17 protein-coding genes are annotated in these 18,964 nt (G+C 30.5%); 5 read left to right on the plus strand and 12 right to left on the minus strand.

Features of this window, described 5'->3' with window-relative positions:
* Positions 1–461: 461 nt before the first annotated feature.
* The 7 genes from P2G10_RS02185 to recO all read right to left on the minus strand — a co-directional run bounded on the left by P2G10_RS02185 (position 462) and on the right by recO (position 8,847).
* Positions 462–3,131: a carboxypeptidase-like regulatory domain-containing protein gene (locus P2G10_RS02185; RefSeq protein ID WP_275315041.1), complete on the minus strand. Its 2,670-nt coding sequence runs from the start codon at positions 3,129–3,131 to the stop codon at positions 462–464.
* A gap of 10 nt (positions 3,132–3,141) precedes the next feature.
* Positions 3,142–3,867: a GLPGLI family protein gene (locus tag P2G10_RS02190; RefSeq protein ID WP_275315042.1), complete on the minus strand. Its 726-nt coding sequence runs from the start codon at positions 3,865–3,867 to the stop codon at positions 3,142–3,144.
* 24 nt (positions 3,868–3,891) lie between these two features.
* Positions 3,892–4,602 carry a GLPGLI family protein gene (locus P2G10_RS02195; RefSeq protein ID WP_275315043.1) on the minus strand — a complete coding sequence of 237 codons (711 nt, stop codon included), beginning with the start codon at positions 4,600–4,602 and terminating at the stop codon, positions 3,892–3,894.
* Between the two features lie 62 nt (positions 4,603–4,664).
* Complete coding sequence (locus tag P2G10_RS02200; RefSeq protein ID WP_275315044.1) at positions 4,665–4,841, minus strand: hypothetical protein; 177 nt, start codon at positions 4,839–4,841, stop codon at positions 4,665–4,667.
* A 526-nt stretch (positions 4,842–5,367) separates the two neighbouring features.
* A complete protein-coding gene (locus P2G10_RS02205) occupies positions 5,368–5,646 on the minus strand; it encodes a DUF3817 domain-containing protein (RefSeq protein ID WP_275315045.1) in 279 nt (92 codons plus the stop codon).
* Between the two features lie 9 nt (positions 5,647–5,655).
* A complete protein-coding gene (locus P2G10_RS02210; protein WP_275315046.1) occupies positions 5,656–8,121 on the minus strand; it encodes a TonB-dependent receptor in 2,466 nt (821 codons plus the stop codon).
* Between the two features lie 3 nt (positions 8,122–8,124).
* Complete coding sequence (gene recO, locus P2G10_RS02215; protein ID WP_275315047.1) at positions 8,125–8,847, minus strand: DNA repair protein RecO; 723 nt, start codon at positions 8,845–8,847, stop codon at positions 8,125–8,127.
* 91 nt (positions 8,848–8,938) lie between these two features.
* Between recO and P2G10_RS02220 the strand changes: the two genes are divergently transcribed.
* A complete protein-coding gene (locus P2G10_RS02220; RefSeq protein ID WP_218771708.1) occupies positions 8,939–9,409 on the plus strand; it encodes a CYTH domain-containing protein in 471 nt (156 codons plus the stop codon).
* A gap of 3 nt (positions 9,410–9,412) precedes the next feature.
* Here P2G10_RS02220 and trhA read toward each other — a convergent pair whose 3' ends face one another.
* A complete protein-coding gene (gene trhA / locus P2G10_RS02225) occupies positions 9,413–10,054 on the minus strand; it encodes a PAQR family membrane homeostasis protein TrhA (protein WP_218771709.1) in 642 nt (213 codons plus the stop codon).
* The gene (locus tag P2G10_RS02230; RefSeq protein ID WP_218771710.1) at positions 10,026–10,739 is read right to left on the minus strand and encodes a lysophospholipid acyltransferase family protein; all 714 of its coding nucleotides are present in this window, start codon (positions 10,737–10,739) and stop codon (positions 10,026–10,028) included. Before P2G10_RS02230 ends, trhA begins: the two co-directional genes overlap by 29 nt.
* A 181-nt stretch (positions 10,740–10,920) precedes the next feature.
* Between P2G10_RS02230 and trpS the strand changes: the two genes are divergently transcribed.
* Together trpS and P2G10_RS02240 are read left to right on the plus strand one after the other, a co-directional pair.
* The gene (gene trpS, locus P2G10_RS02235; RefSeq protein ID WP_275315048.1) at positions 10,921–11,889 is read left to right on the plus strand and encodes a tryptophan--tRNA ligase; all 969 of its coding nucleotides are present in this window, start codon (positions 10,921–10,923) and stop codon (positions 11,887–11,889) included.
* A 20-nt stretch (positions 11,890–11,909) separates the two neighbouring features.
* Positions 11,910–12,212, plus strand: coding sequence for a DUF6370 family protein (locus P2G10_RS02240; RefSeq protein WP_218771712.1), 303 nt, complete (start codon positions 11,910–11,912; stop codon positions 12,210–12,212).
* 84 nt (positions 12,213–12,296) lie between these two features.
* Here the strand turns inward: P2G10_RS02240 and P2G10_RS02245 are convergent, their stop codons facing one another.
* A complete protein-coding gene (locus tag P2G10_RS02245) occupies positions 12,297–13,337 on the minus strand; it encodes an NADP(H)-dependent aldo-keto reductase (protein WP_218771713.1) in 1,041 nt (346 codons plus the stop codon).
* 50 nt (positions 13,338–13,387) lie between these two features.
* A complete protein-coding gene (locus P2G10_RS02250) occupies positions 13,388–14,575 on the minus strand; it encodes a phosphoglycerate kinase (protein ID WP_275315049.1) in 1,188 nt (395 codons plus the stop codon).
* 118 nt (positions 14,576–14,693) lie between these two features.
* Between P2G10_RS02250 and P2G10_RS02255 the strand changes: the two genes are divergently transcribed.
* Positions 14,694–15,116, plus strand: a complete 423-nt coding sequence (locus tag P2G10_RS02255) for a molybdenum cofactor biosynthesis protein MoaE (protein WP_218771715.1) — start codon at positions 14,694–14,696, stop codon at positions 15,114–15,116.
* 163 nt (positions 15,117–15,279) lie between these two features.
* Here the strand turns inward: P2G10_RS02255 and P2G10_RS02260 are convergent, their stop codons facing one another.
* Positions 15,280–18,036, minus strand: coding sequence for a PD-(D/E)XK nuclease family protein (locus P2G10_RS02260; RefSeq protein ID WP_275315050.1), 2,757 nt, complete (start codon positions 18,034–18,036; stop codon positions 15,280–15,282).
* Positions 18,037–18,111: 75 nt separating this feature from the next.
* On the opposite strand from P2G10_RS02260, the gene P2G10_RS02265 reads away from it, so the two are divergent.
* Positions 18,112–18,915 carry a nitrilase family protein gene (locus tag P2G10_RS02265; RefSeq protein ID WP_218771717.1) on the plus strand — a complete coding sequence of 268 codons (804 nt, stop codon included), beginning with the start codon at positions 18,112–18,114 and terminating at the stop codon, positions 18,913–18,915.
* Positions 18,916–18,964 lie beyond the last annotated feature (49 nt).

An 18,964-nucleotide genomic window follows, 5' to 3' on the forward strand; every position in this document is an offset into this window, starting at 1 on the left:
TCGTAATGACGTAATAATTGTCATTGCGAACGAAACACAGTGGGGTGAAGTAATCCATAAAATAGCAAGAGATTACTTCTTCGTTCCTCCTCGTAATGACGTAATAATTGTCATTGCGAACGAAACGCAGTGGAGTAAAGTAATCTACAAAATAGCAATTCTTAACAAAGAGATTATTTCGTCGTGCCTTCTCGTAATGACGTAATAATTGTCATTGCGAACGAAACGCAGTGGGGTGAAGCAATCCAGATTACTTCTTCGTTCCTCCTCGTAATGACGTAATAATTGTCATTGCGAACGAAACGCAGTGGAGTAAAGTAATCTACAAAATAGCAAGAGATTACTTCGTCACTCTTCCTCGTAATGACGTTATAATTGTCATTGCGAACGAAACGCAGTGGAGTGAAGCAATCTGTAACTTTAACAACAGGAATTTTTCTCGTAATGACAAATGTAAACCCTTATAACTTATAACCAATACTAAACAATAGTACTCTTGGCATTACATAGGTTTTAGTATCAGAAATTAAATAATCTGAAAAGCTATTACTTTGTTTAAAAGTAGTATCAAATAAATTCTGAGTCGTTAATTTAAACATCCAAGGACTATCTTCTTTTTGATACGATAAAACTGCATTGGCAACATTATATTCCGTGTCTATATTTTGTGCTTTATTTTGATAATTATAATGTGTATAATCAAAATTAAAAACAAATCCGTCTAAAAAATCATAATCGATATTTACATACGGCTCGTTGGTTGTAAATTTAGATGTTGAATTACTAGACGTGTATTTACCAATACTTCTTCTAAAACCAGCTTCTATTGTTGGGAATTTATCAAACAAGGTTTCTATACCAACATCAAAACCGTAATTGTTGCTTTTATTGGTTACAAAACTATTATTGATGCTTTGTTTAAAATTAGAAGCCTTATAATTACCTTCTATGTTGTATCTGATGTTTTTAATTTTCTTACGTAACGAACTTCTAACTCCCCAACTTTCATTCGGATTATCTAACATATCAATGGTTAAAAAACGATTTACACCATCAAAATTTACGGCACTTCTAAATCCTTTTACTTTTTTCGTGTAATTTGCGTTTGCAAACAACATTAAACCGCGATACAAACTAAAACGACTATAACGAATACGTGCTGAATGATACAATTCGTTTTCTAAATTAGGATTTCCTTTAAATACCGAGTTATAGGATTGTAAATAAAAGCGGTTTGCCAATTTAGAAGCGTTAGAGAAATTGGTTTTTAAATTATAATTCAACTGAATTTTCTTTGACTTGTTAAATTCAATTTTCACTAGAAAATCTGGTAAAACTACCCATTTATCTTTTTTAATTGAAGTTGATTGGTTTACACGCCAATTATAATTGTGCGCATACGCACCTTGCTTAAAAGTAAATATTCCAGTTCTGAATTTATAATGCACACCCGCAAAAAAGTCGTTGTGCTTTAAAACCGTAGTATTGTTAAATCCGTTTGATGAAAAATCGTTTTCGGTAGCATCATCTAACAATTGAAAATCGTTACTGATAAATTTTTCTTGTTGATGTGTATTTCCTATCGTTGTATAAATATGATTATCATTATTTATCACCCAAAAATCCTTAAAAACGGTGTACAAATGATGCTTTTCATTTTCATTTAACTGGTTAATTCTTAAAGAAGCTTGATTGGTATTTAAAGGCTCAATAATTGGTTTAATCCTATCTAAAAACGATTGTGAAGCATTCCAAAAAGCAGTTGGATTATTTTTATCGAACGTATAATTTGCGGTAGCTGAAAAAGTATGTTTTTCAGACTGATCTTTGTGCCATTCTATATTCTGATTTACATACCAAATATCATTTTCTTTATTTGTATTGATATTATCTAGTTGAGTATTTATAGCAGTAGTGGTTAAATTACCTCTTTCTACAGCCGATTTTTTAACCTGTGTTCGTACATACCATTGCTCTTTGTTATTGGGCGCATACTCAATATTAAACTTACCAATAGCCAATATGTTTTTTGAGTTAGTTTTACTTTCCTTTTCTTCTAAAAAAGTAGTGTATTGATTGGTTGCTTCGTTAAAACTTTGGGTATTATTATGAGAAAAAATAGCATAACCAGAAACATCTAACTTACTAGCTACGGTTTTTGTAATATTTAAAGCGCCAAAACGCTGTACGCTTTGCAAAACATCTTTGTTTTCTAAAAACTGTGAAAAATCGCCACCTCGCCAATTAAAATTACCGTTAAAAACGGCATTAACGCCACCCTGAAAATTCATATAATCTTTAAACGTAAAGGTTTTTTCGCCAATATTATTTAAGTTACTAATAAAATTAACATTTGTTTTGGGTGAGTAATAAAACAAGTTTGCGTTGGTTTTGTAAAAAGAATCATAACCAACGTTTGAACCTGCTTCAACATCACCAAAAAGAAAACGTTTTTTGTCTTCTTTTAATTTAATATTCATTGCCATTTCATCAGAATCTGAAAGACCTTTTAAAAATGAAACTTCATTGTAATTGTCTATTACCTCAACTTTATCAACCGCATCTGCAGGAATATTTTCAACACCTAACTTAGTACCACCGCCAAAAAACTTTTTACCATCTACCAACAACTTGGTTACTTTTTTACCTTGTACCGTTACACCCCCGTTTTTATCAACCTCAACACCTGGTAGTTTTTTAAGTACATTTTTAAGCTTACGTTCGCTACCATTTACAAACTTATCCGTATTGTAAATAATCGTGTCTTGCTTTACCGTTACGGGGAGCTCAATAACCACTTCATCTAACTGATTTTTGGCTTCTTTTAGCACAAAATCTTTTGTAGTGTTTGTTATTGGTGCTATTTCAAGCTCAACTTTTTCATAGCCCAAATAACTTATACTTATGGTGTATGTTTTATTTTTAGTAAGCTCTAATCGGTAACGACCTTGCTCGTCTGTAATGGCAAAACTCATGTTTTTGCTCACATCTTTAGGCTTGGCTATAATATTGGTATACGATAACGGATTTTGCAAACTATCTTTTACAGTACCTTTAAACACTACAGTTTGCGCACTACAAAAACTACTAGCAATAAAAACTAGTAACGAAAATATAATTCTTTTTAGCATTTTTATTTTCTTATATTTTAAAGAAATTTTTACTCATTTCTACATACGCTGCATTTGTCATTCGTTTTCCTTTGGTTGGTTTTTTTATAACAATTTTCTCTTTAGGATTTAAAACAATTTTTGTTGCTTTTATATTTATTCTATTGTAAGAAACCTCTAAAATTAACCCTGGCAAACCAAAATAATCAATAGGGCCAAAGCTTACTGGTATAGTTGGTGTAAACCATGCTGCTATTTTTATAAGTGGTTTATTATCTCTTACTTTTTTAACTGCAACCGCCTTAAAACATAGGTAATCTCCAATCTTTTTTGTTTCTTGAGTTATTGCCCATTTAATTGGCAGTATATCTACACGTAAAGGTTCTTCACGATTAAACTGTTTATAATAATCTTTTTTACCACTGTTTGTATAGTATATCGTATTACCTCCAGCGATTGTAGCAGTCATGTTGAAATTTTTATTAGCTTCATTCTTTAATTTGCTTTCAACGTCATACAACGATTCATTTTTAGAAAATCTTAAAACGCTGGTAACATCTTTAGTATTCTTAAACATTTTTATAAGATATTGTTCTGCGAATTTTGTTGTTTTTTCTTTTTTAAAAATAGAATCGACATATTGTTCATTATATGCTTTTAATGAAACGGTATAAAACACTTTACCTTGCAACCCACTTTGTGCTGAAAGTATGGTTGTGAATACAATACATAAAAATAATAAGAGGTGTTTTTTCATAGTTTGCTATTTCAGTAAATAACGCTACCTGTTTTCAAAAACTTTTTTGCTAATATCATCAAATTCTTTTTTAGTTACCCTTTGACCCCCACCTTCTCTTTCTTTTAATTTCAAAGAAATTTGATTCAGTTTTATTTTTTGAGCATAGAAAGTTAAACTCCCTTCTGTTAACTCAAGAATTACTCCAGGTAAACCTGAATATTGTTTTGGCCCAAACCTATATGGTAAATCTGTAGTAAACCAAGCAATTACAGGTATCGTTTTTTCACCCCATCTCCCTTTTTGCACTACCTCTGTTGTTGCTTTATAACAAATAAACTTTCCTATCTTTTTTGTTTGTTGAGCTATACTCCATATACTCTGTGGATAAACAACTTCAAAATCACTTCCAAAAGAATTCTTATGGTTTATTATTTCTGATTTTATATTATCTGTAAAAAACGTTCCTTTACCAACTTTTATCTCTGTTATATTCCTTTTTTTTCTTCCTTCGGAATTCATTTTATTATCAACATAAAAAACTGACATATTCTTGTCAAAATCTAAAAAACAAGATAAATTATCATTATTTTTTTTTAACAATTTTATTTTCTCTTTAAATCTACTAGACACTTCTTTTGATGTTTTTTCCATATCCGGAAAACTATACTCAGCAGCATAAATAATTCTATGTACTTGTGAAAAAGAAGATTGGTAAATAATCACACATAAAATCATTGTTATTATTTTTTTCATTGTTATGATATTTAAAACAAGTTTATCTATAATAGATAAACTTGTTATTGTTTTATATTAAATTAGTTTTCCATACACCAAGTAAACCATTCATGCTCCTCTTCATAACTCAATTCAAGATAATCACCTGCAAAAGTTGCGAAACCATCACATTCGTCAAATTTAGATGGTGGTAACTCCGAATAATTATTAGTATTCGCATTCACTAAACCACTTGTAGCAAATACCATTGCTACCATTAAAATTACTTTTTTTATTTTTTAAAAATTTTAAATTTGTTAATTAATTTTTACGGCTTCTTTAATATAAAAGAAGCTTACCTGTTATCTTATTTTTTTACAAATAAAACAGTTTTAACGTTAAAAAATTAAAAAGAAAAATGCGCGCAATTTATAAACATCGTTCTTCTTTTTACTAGCTAGCAAATAATAAAAAGTGATCAACTATTTTATTACATCTCAAAACTAAATCTTTGTAATTTAAAAAATGTTAACGTTTTAAGGGTTAACCCTATTTGGAATTAGGGTTAACCCTAATTTTTTGTTAAAAAAATGTTAAATAAAACAACCTTAACTACTCGTTATTAATGATTTATATTTTTAAAGGAAAACTCAAAAAAAAAAAATACTCTTTTTAAATAAAATAAAAAATTAAACATATTTTATTTTTTTGTTTGTTTTTAAACTATTAGACATAAAATAACACAAAGAAACCTGCAATTAAAATTGCAGGTTTCTTTGTGTTATTTTATGTAATTATTATTGGTTACTTTAAATACTTGCCTACAAAGAAGGTTCCGAAAGGTAAAATAGATAATAAGCAAACGATTCCGAATGTTTTACCGCTCCAGTTCAATTCGAATTTTAGCATAATTGCTATGATTATATAGGCAACAAATAGAATACCGTGCGGCATTCCGAAAAGTTTTACAAAATAAGGATCGTTCCCTAAAGCCTCTAAATACTTATAAGGCATGCCTAAAAACATTAATAGTAAATAAGAAACTCCTTCTAATAAACTTACAATCTTAAATAGATTTATCATTTGTATATTTTAAAAATTGGTTAGTAACGATACTGAAACATTGCGCCCCGGCGCAGAAACACCACTTGCAAATTCTTTATAATGTTCGTCAAACAAATTCGTAAGCTGTGTTTGTATTGTTATGTTAGCGTTTACTGTATACTTTGCAAATAAGCCAACGGTCATCCAACTTGGTGTACCATAATACTTATTAATATCTTGGGTAGCAGCCGAGTTAACAATTGGTGTTTGTTGTTGATTATCTATTCCTTCGTCTAAATTATAATCAGCGATATCTTTTTTGGCGTTAAAAACAAAATTAGCGCCTCCTTCAAACTTATTATTTGAATAATTTAATTCAAAACGACCAAATAATGGCGGAATTGAAGACATTGGTAAATTGGTATCATAGGCCTTACCTTTTGTATAGGTTAAAAACCCCGAAGTACTCCAATTATTAAATATTTTACCTTGATAACTAACTGTTGCACCTGTAATATAAGCAGTACCTTTATTTACATTTGCTACAATATTACCGTCTTCACCATCGTAAGAAACAGTATTACTACCGTTTAACTGAAAGTTTTCACGATAAATATAATTATTTAACAACGTATAATATACATTGGCACCAACTCTGAATTTTCGATTATTAAAATATTTTTGAAAACCTACTTCGGCATTGTAAGCATGTTCTGGTTTTAAAGTGATATTTGGCACAGTTACATCTCCGTTTTTTTCTCTTACTTTACCTACGTCATCAATATTTGGCGATCGAAAACCTGATGATAATACTGCATTCAACTGCAATGTTTTAACAGGTTTAAACACATAACCAATAGTAGCAGTAAGCGCTGTATTGTTTAAGCTTATATCATTACTTGGTAATTGTATAAATGTTTCATCAATCCACTTTGCATCTAGCAATGTATTTGTTAATCGAATACCTGTATTTAAGGTTGATTTAGGCGTAATATCTTGGCGATAATCTAAATACATTGCCGAACTAAAATAACTACTTCCTCCATCAGGATAACGAGATTGTACTGCAAAATCTGCATCAAAACCATCAATTTCGTTATTATTAATTCTTAACGTTTTACCGTAAGAATTAGATTTAACATCGTTGTAAGCTGCTTCAAAACCATACCCTAAATTACGTTTTTTAGCTAACGGAACTGTAAAATCACCATTTACACTAAAAACATTTACATTTTCTTCTCTGTAAGACCTTTCTAAACTTCCGAATTTTCTTTGAATACGACTTTCTTCAATATTCTGATAAGCAGTTGTAATTGTACCTTTATTTAACCATTTTTTATTTGGATTGATTTCTAATTGAGATGAAACTAACAACCTGTTTTGAGGACCGTATTGCCATTCTGCAAACTTTAAATCACCACTACCTTTAAGCTCACTTAATTTATCAAACCTTGGTACATCTGATGATGTTGAGTATTGGATATTTACTTTTAAGTCGGTTTTTTTTGATAACGGAATAAAAAATTTCTGCAAAAAATCAGTCTGACTAAAACCTGTATTTTTTTGCAAATTAACATCTTCGTTTGCTATTGGGTTCTCAGCATAATTACCATTTAAATTATCAGAATAAAAAAACGTTTTTCCCCAATCATCAAAACCATGAGAACGATTTTTACCCATTTTTAAATCACCAAAATTACTATGTGTTACACTGGTAAGCGATGCCCAATTTTTAAACTGTAATTCTGCCGATACCGAATTGGTAACTTCATTATTTACCGAACTGTAACGTAAAAAACTACTTCCTTTAATTTTATTTTCTTCAGATAATTTTGGCGTTTTTGTGTAATAATGAATTACACCACCAAGTGCATCAGAACCATAAATAACAGACGACGGCCCAAAAACAACTTCTGTTCTATCTAACAAAGTAGGGTTTACAGTTATAGAGCTTTGTAAATGTCCTTTTCTGTAAATTGCATTGTTCATTCTAACTCCATCAACAACCAATAAAACACGGTTACTTTCCATTCCTCTTAAAACAGGACTTCCACCACCAAATTGTGATTTCTGCACTTTAATTCCGGGAATTGTAGCTAATAAATCTGCTGATGTTTGCGGCGATACTTTTTGAATATCTTTTAAAGAAACCACTGCTATTTGCTCTGCAATACGGTTTGCTTTTTCTTTATTCTTAAATACAGAAACAACTATCTCATCTAATTGCTCTGATTGTTTTGATAAGAAAACTTGGTAATTATTTTGTTTTAAAACAGCTTTTTTTTCTTGAAATTTCGCATAAGATACATGTGAAAAAATAAGAATTTCGTTATCATTAAACTTCGTAATATCTACAACACCATCAATAGTACTAATTGATGATATTGTTTTGTTTTTATTAAAAACCGCAACTTCATCAATTCTCTTGCCAGTTTCGGCGTCAATTATAGTAAGGTTTTGCGAAAAAATAGCGGTAATTGTCAGTAAAAAAAATAGGGTAATAACTTGCTTCATCTGTTAACTAAACACGGTTTCTAAAATATTTAATGATCTTGGCTCTTTAAAACCCTCCAAATGTAATTCAAAATATCGAACTATAATTCTGAGAATTATTTGCCTTTCGTTTTTATTGTACGAAATTGTATTTATACTATCAAAATTTATGCCCAACAGCCTTTTAAAAAGAATTAATTCACTACCTGTAATAACAAGTTTTTCATAGGACGCATCTGTAAATCTTCCGTCTAATAAATTAAAAGTCATTTTGTTTGATTCTGAAACGTCTGGATAAAACCCTAAAAACCGCGATAAATTCAACAAAAACAGTAAATGAAAATTAGCAACAACATCGTGAGTATCTAACCAAATTAAGCTAGTTTCGATAAATTCATATAGTACTTCATTTTTTTCTTCCTCTTTAATAATAGTAGAAAGTATTTCTGATAAAAATAATACGATTGACTGCTTTATCACCGAAGTATAAATACTCTCATAAGGATGAATTACCTGAGCTTCCCTTATTGAGTTTAAAGAGTTTCTATTATTATGGTTAGCCTCAATTATTAATTGTGTTAATGGTTGAAAATAGGCTTTTTTCAACTTTCCTTTTCTCGATTTTAATACACCTCTTATCATGTAAGATCGAATACCATCTTCTAAGGTAAAACACTTAACAATTAAACTTGTATCGCTGTACTTAATAGCACTAATAACAATTGCTTTTGTTGTAATTAACGCCATTAAATTAAAGTTTTAAATAATTAATAGTATCAAAGATATTTAATAATAACTACAAAAATGATACATTCGTACAAATTTGATTCAACTTCTTATGACTTTTGAAATAGAACGAAAATTCTTGGTAATTTCTGATCAGTACAAACAAGTAGCTTATAAAAAAAGTTACATCAAGCAAGGTTTCTTAAACTCTAAAAAAGAACGCGTAGTAAGAGTTCGTATAAAAGATGATACCGGTTTTTTAACCATTAAAGGTGCTTCTAATAAAAGCGGAACTACCCGATTTGAATGGGAAAAAGAAATAGATTTAAAGGAAGCTCAAGATTTATTTAATTTATGCGAGGAAGGAATTATTGAAAAATACCGCTATTTAGTAAAGGAAAACAACCATACTTATGAAGTTGATGATTTTTTAGGTGAAAATAAAGGCTTGGTTGTTGCCGAAATAGAGTTAAAAAATGAAACCGAACAATTTTCTAAGCCAAATTGGCTAGGAAAAGAAGTAACCGGAACTGTTAAATATTACAATTCGAACTTAAGTAAAATTCCTTTTTCTAAATGGTAAAAACTATATGTATTTATAGATTGCCCAAAAATGACTAAAACTTCCCAAAAGTACAAAAACATGAAAAATAGCGTGGTTGTATGGCACTTTTTTAATTGAATATAAGATTGCCCCAATTGTGTAAAAAACACCGCCAGCTATTAAATAAAATAATCCGTCGTACGACAAATTATTCATTAACGGTTTTATTAAAAAAACAACTTGCCATCCCATTATTAAATATAATGCCGTTGATAGTTTATCGAACCTACCAGTAAAAAACAACTTCAATATAACACCCGTAAGTGCGAATAACCAAACAAAAATAAACATATACCAACCTGTTTGTCCTGGTAAAACTACTAAACAAAAAGGCGTATAACTTCCGGCTATTAAAACATAAATAGCAGCATGATCAAAAATATTAAGTTTGCGACGAAGTTTAGGTTTTTTAGCAGCGTGGTAAAAAGTAGATGCTGCATATAAAATAATTAAACTCAATCCGTAAATAACAAAACTAATTGTTTGCCAAAACTCTTGATATGTTAATGATTTTAAAACTAAAAAAGGTAAAACGATGATAGATAGTAATAGCCCAAAACCATGTGTTAACACATTTAATTTTTCCTCAGTATTACTATAACGGTGATTTAAATTCTCGCTCATTGTTTGGTCGGTTTGTGTCTTTCATATATGATTTATCATTCGCTAATTCATTATATAACAAATCAAAAGATTGTTTTTTTAAAGCATCTTTATCTTCCATTGTTAAACCCTTTGTCTCTAAAAATTTTAATTGTTTTGCTCTAAAAACACCTGGACGTCCTTTAAAGAAATCCCAAGAAAAAAAACGCTTTGCATCAAAATATAATTGTGGTACAATTGGCATTTGATATTGTATAGCTAAACTAAAGGCCCCGTTATTAAAAGGTGCTAAAACTACGTCTTCTGTTGGTACTAATCCTTCAGGGAAGATTGCAATACTTAATCCTTTATCTAATCGCTTTTTTATACGGGCATACACTTTTTTTCTACTCTCTGGGTCTTTTCTATCTACCATAACAACAGCTTTTTTATAAAAGAACCCGAAAACTGGTAATTTTACCAATTCCTTTTTCCCTACAAACAAAATCGGATTTTTACTAGATGCAATCATAATCCATGGATCTAATAAAGAAGCGTGGTTTGCAATGAATACATAACTTTTTTCACGATCAAGCTCTTGTTCTCTATCGATTTTTAATATGAAACCCATTCCGTAAATTAAAAAATACGACCACCCCCTCATTAGTTTCCAAAAAGGGCCATAGTATTTTTCATCAGACAGCAGCACCAATATAAACGGAGACATAACAATTATCGAAGTAATCATTAATAGGTAAAACCAAATGCGCCAAATTAAGCGAAGCGGGGAAAATAGGTATTTCATAACTGCGAATGTAGTAATTTCTTTTGTTTGAACAATTTTAAGCTTATTTTTGCTATCATCAAGCAGTCGTAAGCGCTGCTTATATAATTTTTCAAAACAGAATATGTCAAGAATTTTAACAGGAGTACAAAGCACAGGAACTCCGCATTTAGGTAACTTATTGGGAGCTATTTTACCAGCCATTGAAATGGCTAACGACTCTAAAAACGAAGCTTTTATCTTTATTGCAGATATGCATTCTTTAACACAAATTAAAGATGGTAACGAATTAAGAGAAAACACCTATAGTGTTGCTGCTACTTGGCTTGCATGTGGAATTGACATTAACAAAACTGTTTTTTATCGCCAAAGTGATATTCCTCAAGTTGCAGAATTGTCTTGGTACTTAAGTTGTTATTTTCCGTACCAACGTTTAACATTAGCGCACGGTTTTAAAGATAAAGCCGATCGTTTGGCTGATGTTAACAGTGGGTTATTTACATACCCGATGTTAATGGCTGCCGATATTTTATTATACGACGCAGAAATTGTACCGGTTGGAAAAGACCAGTTACAACACCTAGAAATGGCTCGTGATGTAGCTAGTAGATTAAATAATGTTGTGGGTGATACTTTAATTTTACCACAAGCTAAGATTAGCGAAAACACGAAATTAGTTCCTGGAACTGATGGTGAAAAAATGAGTAAATCTAGAAATAATTTCATCAATATTTTCTTGCCTGACAAAAAACTACGCAAGCAAATTATGGGAATTCAAACCGATAGTAAAGCACTTGAAGATCCTAAAAACCCGGATACAGATAATGTTTTTGCTTTGTATAAATTACTAGCTTCGGATGCTCAAATTACTGAAATGCGTGCAAATTACGAAGGTGGAAACTATGGTTACGGTCATGCTAAACAAGCTTTATACGAGTTGATTATCGATAAATTTGTTGACGTTCGTACAAAGTACAATCATTATATGGAAAACCGTACTGAAATTGACGAAGCTCTTGCTGTTGGTGCAGAGAAAGCGCGTACAGTTGCTACAGATGTTTTACAAAGAGTTCGTAAAAAAATAGGATACTAATCTCAAAATTTAAAAATCAGATGAAAAATTTACTTTTTATATTTTTATTCGGAATAATAGCTTGTTCACAACCAAAAGAAAAAACGTTTATAGCCGATGCTTCTTGCGGTCAATGTAAATTTGGTTTAGAAAGTCAAAACGGATGTGATTTAGCCATTAAAATTGATGATAAAGCCTATTTTGTTGATGGCGCTCATATTGATGATTTCGGTGATGCGCACGACAAGAAAATTGGCTTTTGTAATGTTGTTAGAAAAGTAGAAGTAACTGGTAAATTAGAAAATGATAGATTTAAAGCTACCGCTCTTAAAATAGTTGAGTAGTTTTCGTAGATAAATAATTGCAAAAAAATCCGAAGTAAATAGTACTTCGGATTTTTTTTATTTTGATATGTCAAGCCTTAAAATTTATGGTGCAGGATTCGGAATTAAACTATGAACCGATTCTATTTCTGCCAAAATTTCTTCTGATAAATCAATATTAATAGAGTTGATATTTTCTTTTAACTGACTCATTTTTGTAGCTCCAATAATATTACTAGTTACAAAGGGCAACTGATTTATGTATGCTAATGACAATTCAGCCAATGTTAGTCCGTGTTTTTCGGCTATTTTCAAATATTCTCTAACTGCTTTTAAAGAATCTTCGCTCATATAACGAGCTATAAACCTCGGAAACAAAGTTCCTCTTGCTCCTTCAGGCGTTTTACCATCTAAATATTTACCTGATAAAACTCCTTGTGCTAAAGGCGAATATGCTAACAAACCAATGTTTTCTCTCATAGAAACTTCACTCATACCTACTTCATAACCTCTGTGAATTAAAGAATATGAGTTTTGAATAGTACTCATTCTTGGCAAATTATGTTGCTCGGCAGTTTGCAAATACTTCATGGTTCCCCAAGGCGTTTCGTTTGATAAACCAATATGTTTTATCTTTCCTTGTTTTACTAAAGCATTCATTGTTTCTAAAATCTCTAAATGATTTTCAGCTTCTTTGGTTGCTGTTTTATACGGATAATCACGAACACCAAAACAATTTACACCACGAGAAGGCCAATGAAACTGATATAAATCGATATAATCGGTTTGTAGACGTTTTAAACTACCTTCAACCGCATCAATAATATTTTGTTTTGTAAAGCCACCAGTTCGAATGTGTTTTGTATAGTCGCCACCACCAGCAATTTTACTCGCCAATACTACTTTATCACGATTTCCGGTTTTTTTAAACCAAGAACCAATTATTTTCTCAGTTGCACCATAAGTTTCTGGCGTTGCTGGTACTGAATATAATTCGGCTGTATCCCAAAAATTTACGCCTTGCTCCAACGCATAGTCCATTTGCTCGTGTCCATCCACTTCAGTATTCTGATTTCCCCATGTCATGGTTCCTAAACAAATTTTAGAAACTTTTATATCGGTATTTGGTAGTTTAGTGTACTTCATTTTATCAATTTAATTAACAATTATTTCTCGACTGCGCTCGAAATGACATTTTATTTTAAAACCGCTTCAATTCCTGGTAATGTTTTTCCTTCTAACATTTCTAACATTGCTCCACCACCTGTAGAAACATAACTTACTTTATCTCCAAAACCAAATTGCTTTACTGCTGCTACAGAATCTCCGCCTCCTACTAAAGAAAATGCTCCGCTTTCAGTTGCTTTAGTAATAGCATTTCCTAATTCGATGGTTCCTGTTGCAAACTTTTCCAGTTCAAAAACTCCTAAAGGTCCGTTCCATAAAATAGTTTTAGATTTTGCAATTACTGCTGCAAATTTCTCAGATGTTTTTGGCCCGCAATCAAGTCCCATCCATCCATCAGGAATTTTAGTTGTATCAACTATTTGCGTATTTGCATCATTTGAAAAAGCATCAGCAATAATAGCATCTACTGGTAAATGTATTTCAGTGTTTTTTTCTTTTGCTAATTTTAAAATTGACAATGCCAATTCTAATTTATCATCTTCTACTAACGAATTACCAATGTTTCCGCCTAAAGCTTTAATAAAAGTGAAGGTCATTCCTCCACCAACAATAATATGATCTACTTTTTCAATAATATTTTCTATCACTCCAATTTTAGACGATACTTTTGCGCCTCCTAAAATTGCAGTTACTGGTTTTTCAGAATCATTTAAAACCTTGTTGATACTTTCAATTTCGGTTGCCAATAAATTTCCGAAACATTTATTTTCAGCAAAAAATTGTGCAATAACTGCTGTAGAAGCATGCGCTCTGTGTGCAGTACCAAAAGCATCATTCACATAAACATCACCTAATTTTGACAATTTTTCAGCAAAAACTACATCTCCTGCTTTTTCTTCTGGATAAAAGCGTAGGTTTTCTAATAATAAAATCTCTCCACTTTTTAAATTTGCAATCGCTTCGGTAACTTTATCTCCAATACAATCTTCAACAAACTTAACCTGAACCCCTATAACTTCTATAACTTTAGCTATAATATGACGCAATGAAAATTGATCTTCTTTTCCTTTCGGACGACCTAAATGCGACATTAACACACAACTACCGCCATCTTCTAATACTTTGATTATTGTTGACTTTGCTGCCTTAATTCGTGTAACATCAGTCACCTCTAAACTGTCGTTTAAAGGCACATTAAAATCTACTCGTATTAATGCTTTTTTATTTTCGAAATTAAAATCGTTGAGTGTTTTCATATTTTTTGTTAAAAAGTATCTTCTTTTATGTTGCTTACAAAAATAAATATTTAAATCTGATTCGTTTATACTATTTACATTTTCAAACTTATATCTTTGTTAAAGTTTATTATTTAAAATGAAAATAACTTCGATAAAGGTAACTTCAGAAAAACTAAACTTGCAAGAATGCTATGATTTTGTAGTAGATACTTCTTGTGGCGGAATCTCTGTTTTTGTTGGCACCGTAAGAGATGCTACTCAAAATAAAAGTGTTACTCATTTAGATTTTTCTACTTACAAACCAATGGCCATTAAAGAAATGCAAAAAATTGCTGAATTGGCTTTAGAAAAATTTCCTATAAAAAAAATAGCGATTCATCACGCTGAAGGTTTACTGCAAATAAAAGATGTTCCTGTAATTATTACAGTTTCTTCTCCGCACCGAAAAGCGGCTTTTGATGCTTGCCAATTTGCAATAGATACTTTAAAAGAAACTGTTCCTATCTGGAAAAAAGAATATTTTGAAGATGGTGAGGTTTGGGTAAATGCGCACCCATAAAAAATCATTACGATTATTTACAGTTTTATGCTTCTATAAATTTATATCTTCGAAATGTCAATATGTTTCTGGGTGGGAACATATTGATGATTTACAAATAAAGGTGCAAAAGGATAAAAATTTAATTTTTATCCTTTCTTTTTTATAAAAACCACACTATATGCTAATAAGGTAAATCTGCTGGTTCGATAAAATCAATTTTAGAATTATATACCTCTTTTAAAAACACTTTTATTTCATCCATAAAATCATTCAGTTTTTCTTCTGTTACTTCATTATCTGGAGTACGATAATTAGATGAAAAATTCATTTTTAAGAACCCGCTTTTTAAATTTTTAAACGAAATAATACCCGCTTCTAAATTATTAGAAAAATCAAATTTATTGTTTTGAGTATACAAAAAAGCATACAGCATAACCTGAATTGCTTTATGGTGTTTTAAATCTCTAATATTTTCAAAATCTACCACTTTTAGTTTATTGGCATCTACCATTCCGGTTTTATAATCTATAATTCTAACAACACCATTTAACTCATCAATTCTATCAACTTGTCCGTGAATTTTTATAGGAAAATCAATACCTTCAACCGTAATTTCAGCGGCTAAATTTTGTTCTGTTCCAATTATTTTTAATTGATTATTTTCATCTTTTAACAACTGTTTTTCATTTGCTAAAAAATTTTCTACAAATCGATTCGCAACTTCAAAAACTAGCCTATTTTTCCCCGTAGCAATATCTCCGTTTTTAAAATGTTCTGAGAAATAAAAAGTAACCAGTTCTTTTGTTTTCTGTTTCATGTTAATAATATCATCAACAGATAAAAACTTACCTATAAACGGTTTATATAACGCCTCTAAAGTATCATGAACCACTGTTCCCATAGTATTTGCGGCAACGGTTTCTTCTACATTTTCGAACTCATTAATTTTTAAAACTTTCTGTTTGTAAAAAGCAATCGGGTTGTATAAGTAATTGGTTAATGCTGATGGTGATATTCCTTTTTTAGCCAACTCTTGTAAGCGTTCTAAAACTTTCTCATCTTTTTGAATCTCCTTTAATTTTGTAGCCGACGTTACTACTTTCGGACTAATTATCTTCTCAGTAATGTCGTCTCGCATCATTTCTAATTGCGTAACAAAACGGCTTTTTTCTCCACTTCCAAAAACATCATGCTCTGTATTATATAAGATAAAAATATTTTTTGCTCTTTGCAATAACCTAAAAAAATGATATGAAAAAAGTGCATCTTTTTCTTTATATGTGGGCAATCCGAATTCAATTTTTACATCAAAAGGAATAAAAGTATTTTGTTGGCTACTTGCGGGTAAAACACCCTCATTTACCGATGTGATAATTACGTTTTCAAAATCTAACATTCGTGTTTCTAAAACACCCATTAATTGTAAACCTTGCAACGGTTCTCCTTGAAAAGACAAACTTTCAGACTGAATTAATTGCCTAAAAAACTGGTGCAATGTTTTTAGATTTTGCACGTAGTTAAACTCAATATGTAAATTTTGTAATTGTGTAAATGCCGTGTAAAAACGGAATAAATATTCTTTTTCTAAATCGTTGGCTGTGTCTTTTAAAACATTAATTAACTTTAGTATTCTTGATAAAAATTCTGCTATTGTAGAAAACGGATTAAAAATAAGACAAACAACTTCTTTAATTTCCTCGTCTAAAGGAGCAAGAAACTCAGCGATATTTGTTTGATTGATAAAAGTAGTATTCTCTTTAACAATCGTTGCCGAAATAATATCTGCAACATTTGTTTCAGCATCAATTTGTAATAATTTATAAATTGATGCATCTTTTACAAACCGAACAACATCTTTATGATAAAACTGTTTATCTTTTTGTTTTTGTAGTTTTTCTTGATTGTTAAATAACTGAAAAATAGCAAAAATTAAACTCGTTGTAGGAATATCTTTTAACGGATATCCCATGGTAATGTTTATTGCCTCTACGCTTTTAGGTAATGAATTTAAGGTTATTGGCAACAATGTTTCATCGGCCAATACCAAGGCTGTATTATTATGATTTGGTAATTTTGATAAAATTTCTCCCGCATGTTTTATTTGTGTAATATTTTTTGATGCTCCTATAACCTGAATATTCTTAGATTCAGAGAAATAATTTTTAATCGTTTGAATTGGGTTTTTTTCATAATATTTCCACTGCTTTTTATACTTTCTAAGAAAACTACCCGCTTGATGATTTCCTTCATAAAAAGTTTTATCAATATCCCAATAAACCTCACTATTTCCTGCAGATAAAAACTCTTGAAATAAAAATTCTTCCGCTGTATTTAGAGCATTAAATCCGATGAAAAAATATTTTTTATGTTGATTTTTACTAATAAAATTTTCAACATTCTTAGTTGCTTCACGATATAAAACACCTTGATATCCAATTTTATTTGAAATCAAAAATTGATAAAAAACAGCATAAAAATCTTCTAATTTCTCCATAAAAGAGAAATGATCTTTCATTAGCTCCGTTTCTTTAAACTCTCCTTTTACCGACCATTTTTGTAAACGATGAATATCGCGTAAATACACAAAAATATCCTTCGGATTAATTAAGTGTTGGTCAATTTCATTAAAATCTTGTAAAACAGTAAAAGCCCATGTAGAGAAAACATCAAACGTATCTGGATTTTCTTCAATATCTTTATAAATAGTATAAAAATGAAATAGCAGTTGTACTGAATCAGCTTTATTAATTTCAGAAATTTCTTCAACAAAATCGCCAATATTTAAAATTTGAGGTAAAAAACCTGCTAAAATTTTATTTTTAAATGTTTGCTTTACAAACACTCCTGCCCTTTGTGACGGCAAGACAAATACAACATTTTCAAACGATTTGGTGGTTTGTAAAATAGTATCTAAAGTTTCTGAAATAAAAGAGTTCATAGCGGTTTTTTAATCTACCCAAAGTACAATATTTATCTTATTTTTGAGAGGATAATTAACTTCATTTCTTTGCTAATGATTACAACAAACAAACTTAAAACTGCACTTATTCAGGCTGATTTAATTTGGGAAAAACCAGCTGAAAATAGAAATCATTTTAAAGAAAAAATAAACAAGCTTCCTTTAGGTATCGACTTAATAATTTTACCCGAAATGTTTAGCACTGGTTTTACTATGAACGCACAGCATTTAGCAGAAACGATGACTGGTGATACTATTATTTGGATGCAAGATGTAGCTAACAAAAAGCAAGCAGCAATTGTTGGAAGTATTATTATTAAAGAACCGTGTTTAGATGCTGATAAAGATTACAATTATTACAATCGATTACTTTTTGTACATCCTTCAGGTAAAATTGATTTTTACGACAAGAAACATTTATTTACATTGGCGAGAGAACACAAGGTGTTTTCTGCAGGAAAAAACATTGTTTTAATCCATTATAAAGATTGGAAGATTTGTCCGCTAATTTGTTATGATTTACGCTTTCCTGTTTGGGCCAGAAACACTCATAATTACGATTTACTATTGTATGTAGCTAATTGGCCTACACCAAGAATTGAAGCCTGGAATGCACTCTTAAAAGCGCGTGCTATAGAAAACATGAGTTATACAATTGGTGTAAATAGAATTGGTACTGATGCTAACGGTTATGAGTACAGCGGTAATTCCGCTACGTATGATATGTTAGGAAAATGTTTAACTAAAAATAAAGGAGAAGAAATCTCTTTAGTTATTGAGCTAGATAAAGAAATACAGTGTAAAACTCGCGATAAGTTTCGGTTTTTAGAAGATAAAGACGTATTTACTTTTCAATAAAAAAAACGTCATTGCAATAATAGAAGATTACTTCTCTTTATCGTAATGA

This window comes from Tenacibaculum bernardetii, from assembly GCF_029125915.1.
Taxonomy (GTDB): domain Bacteria; phylum Bacteroidota; class Bacteroidia; order Flavobacteriales; family Flavobacteriaceae; genus Polaribacter; species Polaribacter bernardetii.

What these genes read in the sequence shown, in the direction of transcription:
- P2G10_RS02230 (WP_218771710.1), bottom strand. Translation starts at nt 10,739, where the DNA reads ATGTCTCCGTTTATATTGGTGCTGCTGTCTGATGAAAAATACTATGGC.
- P2G10_RS02190 (WP_275315042.1), bottom strand. Translation starts at nt 3,867, where the DNA reads ATGAAAAAACACCTCTTATTATTTTTATGTATTGTATTCACAACCATA.
- trhA (WP_218771709.1), bottom strand. Translation starts at nt 10,054, where the DNA reads ATGAGCGAGAATTTAAATCACCGTTATAGTAATACTGAGGAAAAATTA.
- P2G10_RS02255 (WP_218771715.1), top strand. Translation starts at nt 14,694, where the DNA reads ATGAAAATAACTTCGATAAAGGTAACTTCAGAAAAACTAAACTTGCAA.
- P2G10_RS02260 (WP_275315050.1), bottom strand. Translation starts at nt 18,036, where the DNA reads ATGAACTCTTTTATTTCAGAAACTTTAGATACTATTTTACAAACCACC.
- P2G10_RS02250 (WP_275315049.1), bottom strand. Translation starts at nt 14,575, where the DNA reads ATGAAAACACTCAACGATTTTAATTTCGAAAATAAAAAAGCATTAATA.
- P2G10_RS02210 (WP_275315046.1), bottom strand. Translation starts at nt 8,121, where the DNA reads ATGAAGCAAGTTATTACCCTATTTTTTTTACTGACAATTACCGCTATT.
- P2G10_RS02200 (WP_275315044.1), bottom strand. Translation starts at nt 4,841, where the DNA reads ATGGTAGCAATGGTATTTGCTACAAGTGGTTTAGTGAATGCGAATACT.
- recO (WP_275315047.1), bottom strand. Translation starts at nt 8,847, where the DNA reads ATGGCGTTAATTACAACAAAAGCAATTGTTATTAGTGCTATTAAGTAC.
- P2G10_RS02195 (WP_275315043.1), bottom strand. Translation starts at nt 4,602, where the DNA reads ATGAAAAAAATAATAACAATGATTTTATGTGTGATTATTTACCAATCT.
- P2G10_RS02245 (WP_218771713.1), bottom strand. Translation starts at nt 13,337, where the DNA reads ATGAAGTACACTAAACTACCAAATACCGATATAAAAGTTTCTAAAATT.
- trpS (WP_275315048.1), top strand. Translation starts at nt 10,921, where the DNA reads ATGTCAAGAATTTTAACAGGAGTACAAAGCACAGGAACTCCGCATTTA.
- P2G10_RS02240 (WP_218771712.1), top strand. Translation starts at nt 11,910, where the DNA reads ATGAAAAATTTACTTTTTATATTTTTATTCGGAATAATAGCTTGTTCA.
- P2G10_RS02220 (WP_218771708.1), top strand. Translation starts at nt 8,939, where the DNA reads ATGACTTTTGAAATAGAACGAAAATTCTTGGTAATTTCTGATCAGTAC.
- P2G10_RS02205 (WP_275315045.1), bottom strand. Translation starts at nt 5,646, where the DNA reads ATGATAAATCTATTTAAGATTGTAAGTTTATTAGAAGGAGTTTCTTAT.
- P2G10_RS02185 (WP_275315041.1), bottom strand. Translation starts at nt 3,131, where the DNA reads ATGCTAAAAAGAATTATATTTTCGTTACTAGTTTTTATTGCTAGTAGT.
- P2G10_RS02265 (WP_218771717.1), top strand. Translation starts at nt 18,112, where the DNA reads ATGATTACAACAAACAAACTTAAAACTGCACTTATTCAGGCTGATTTA.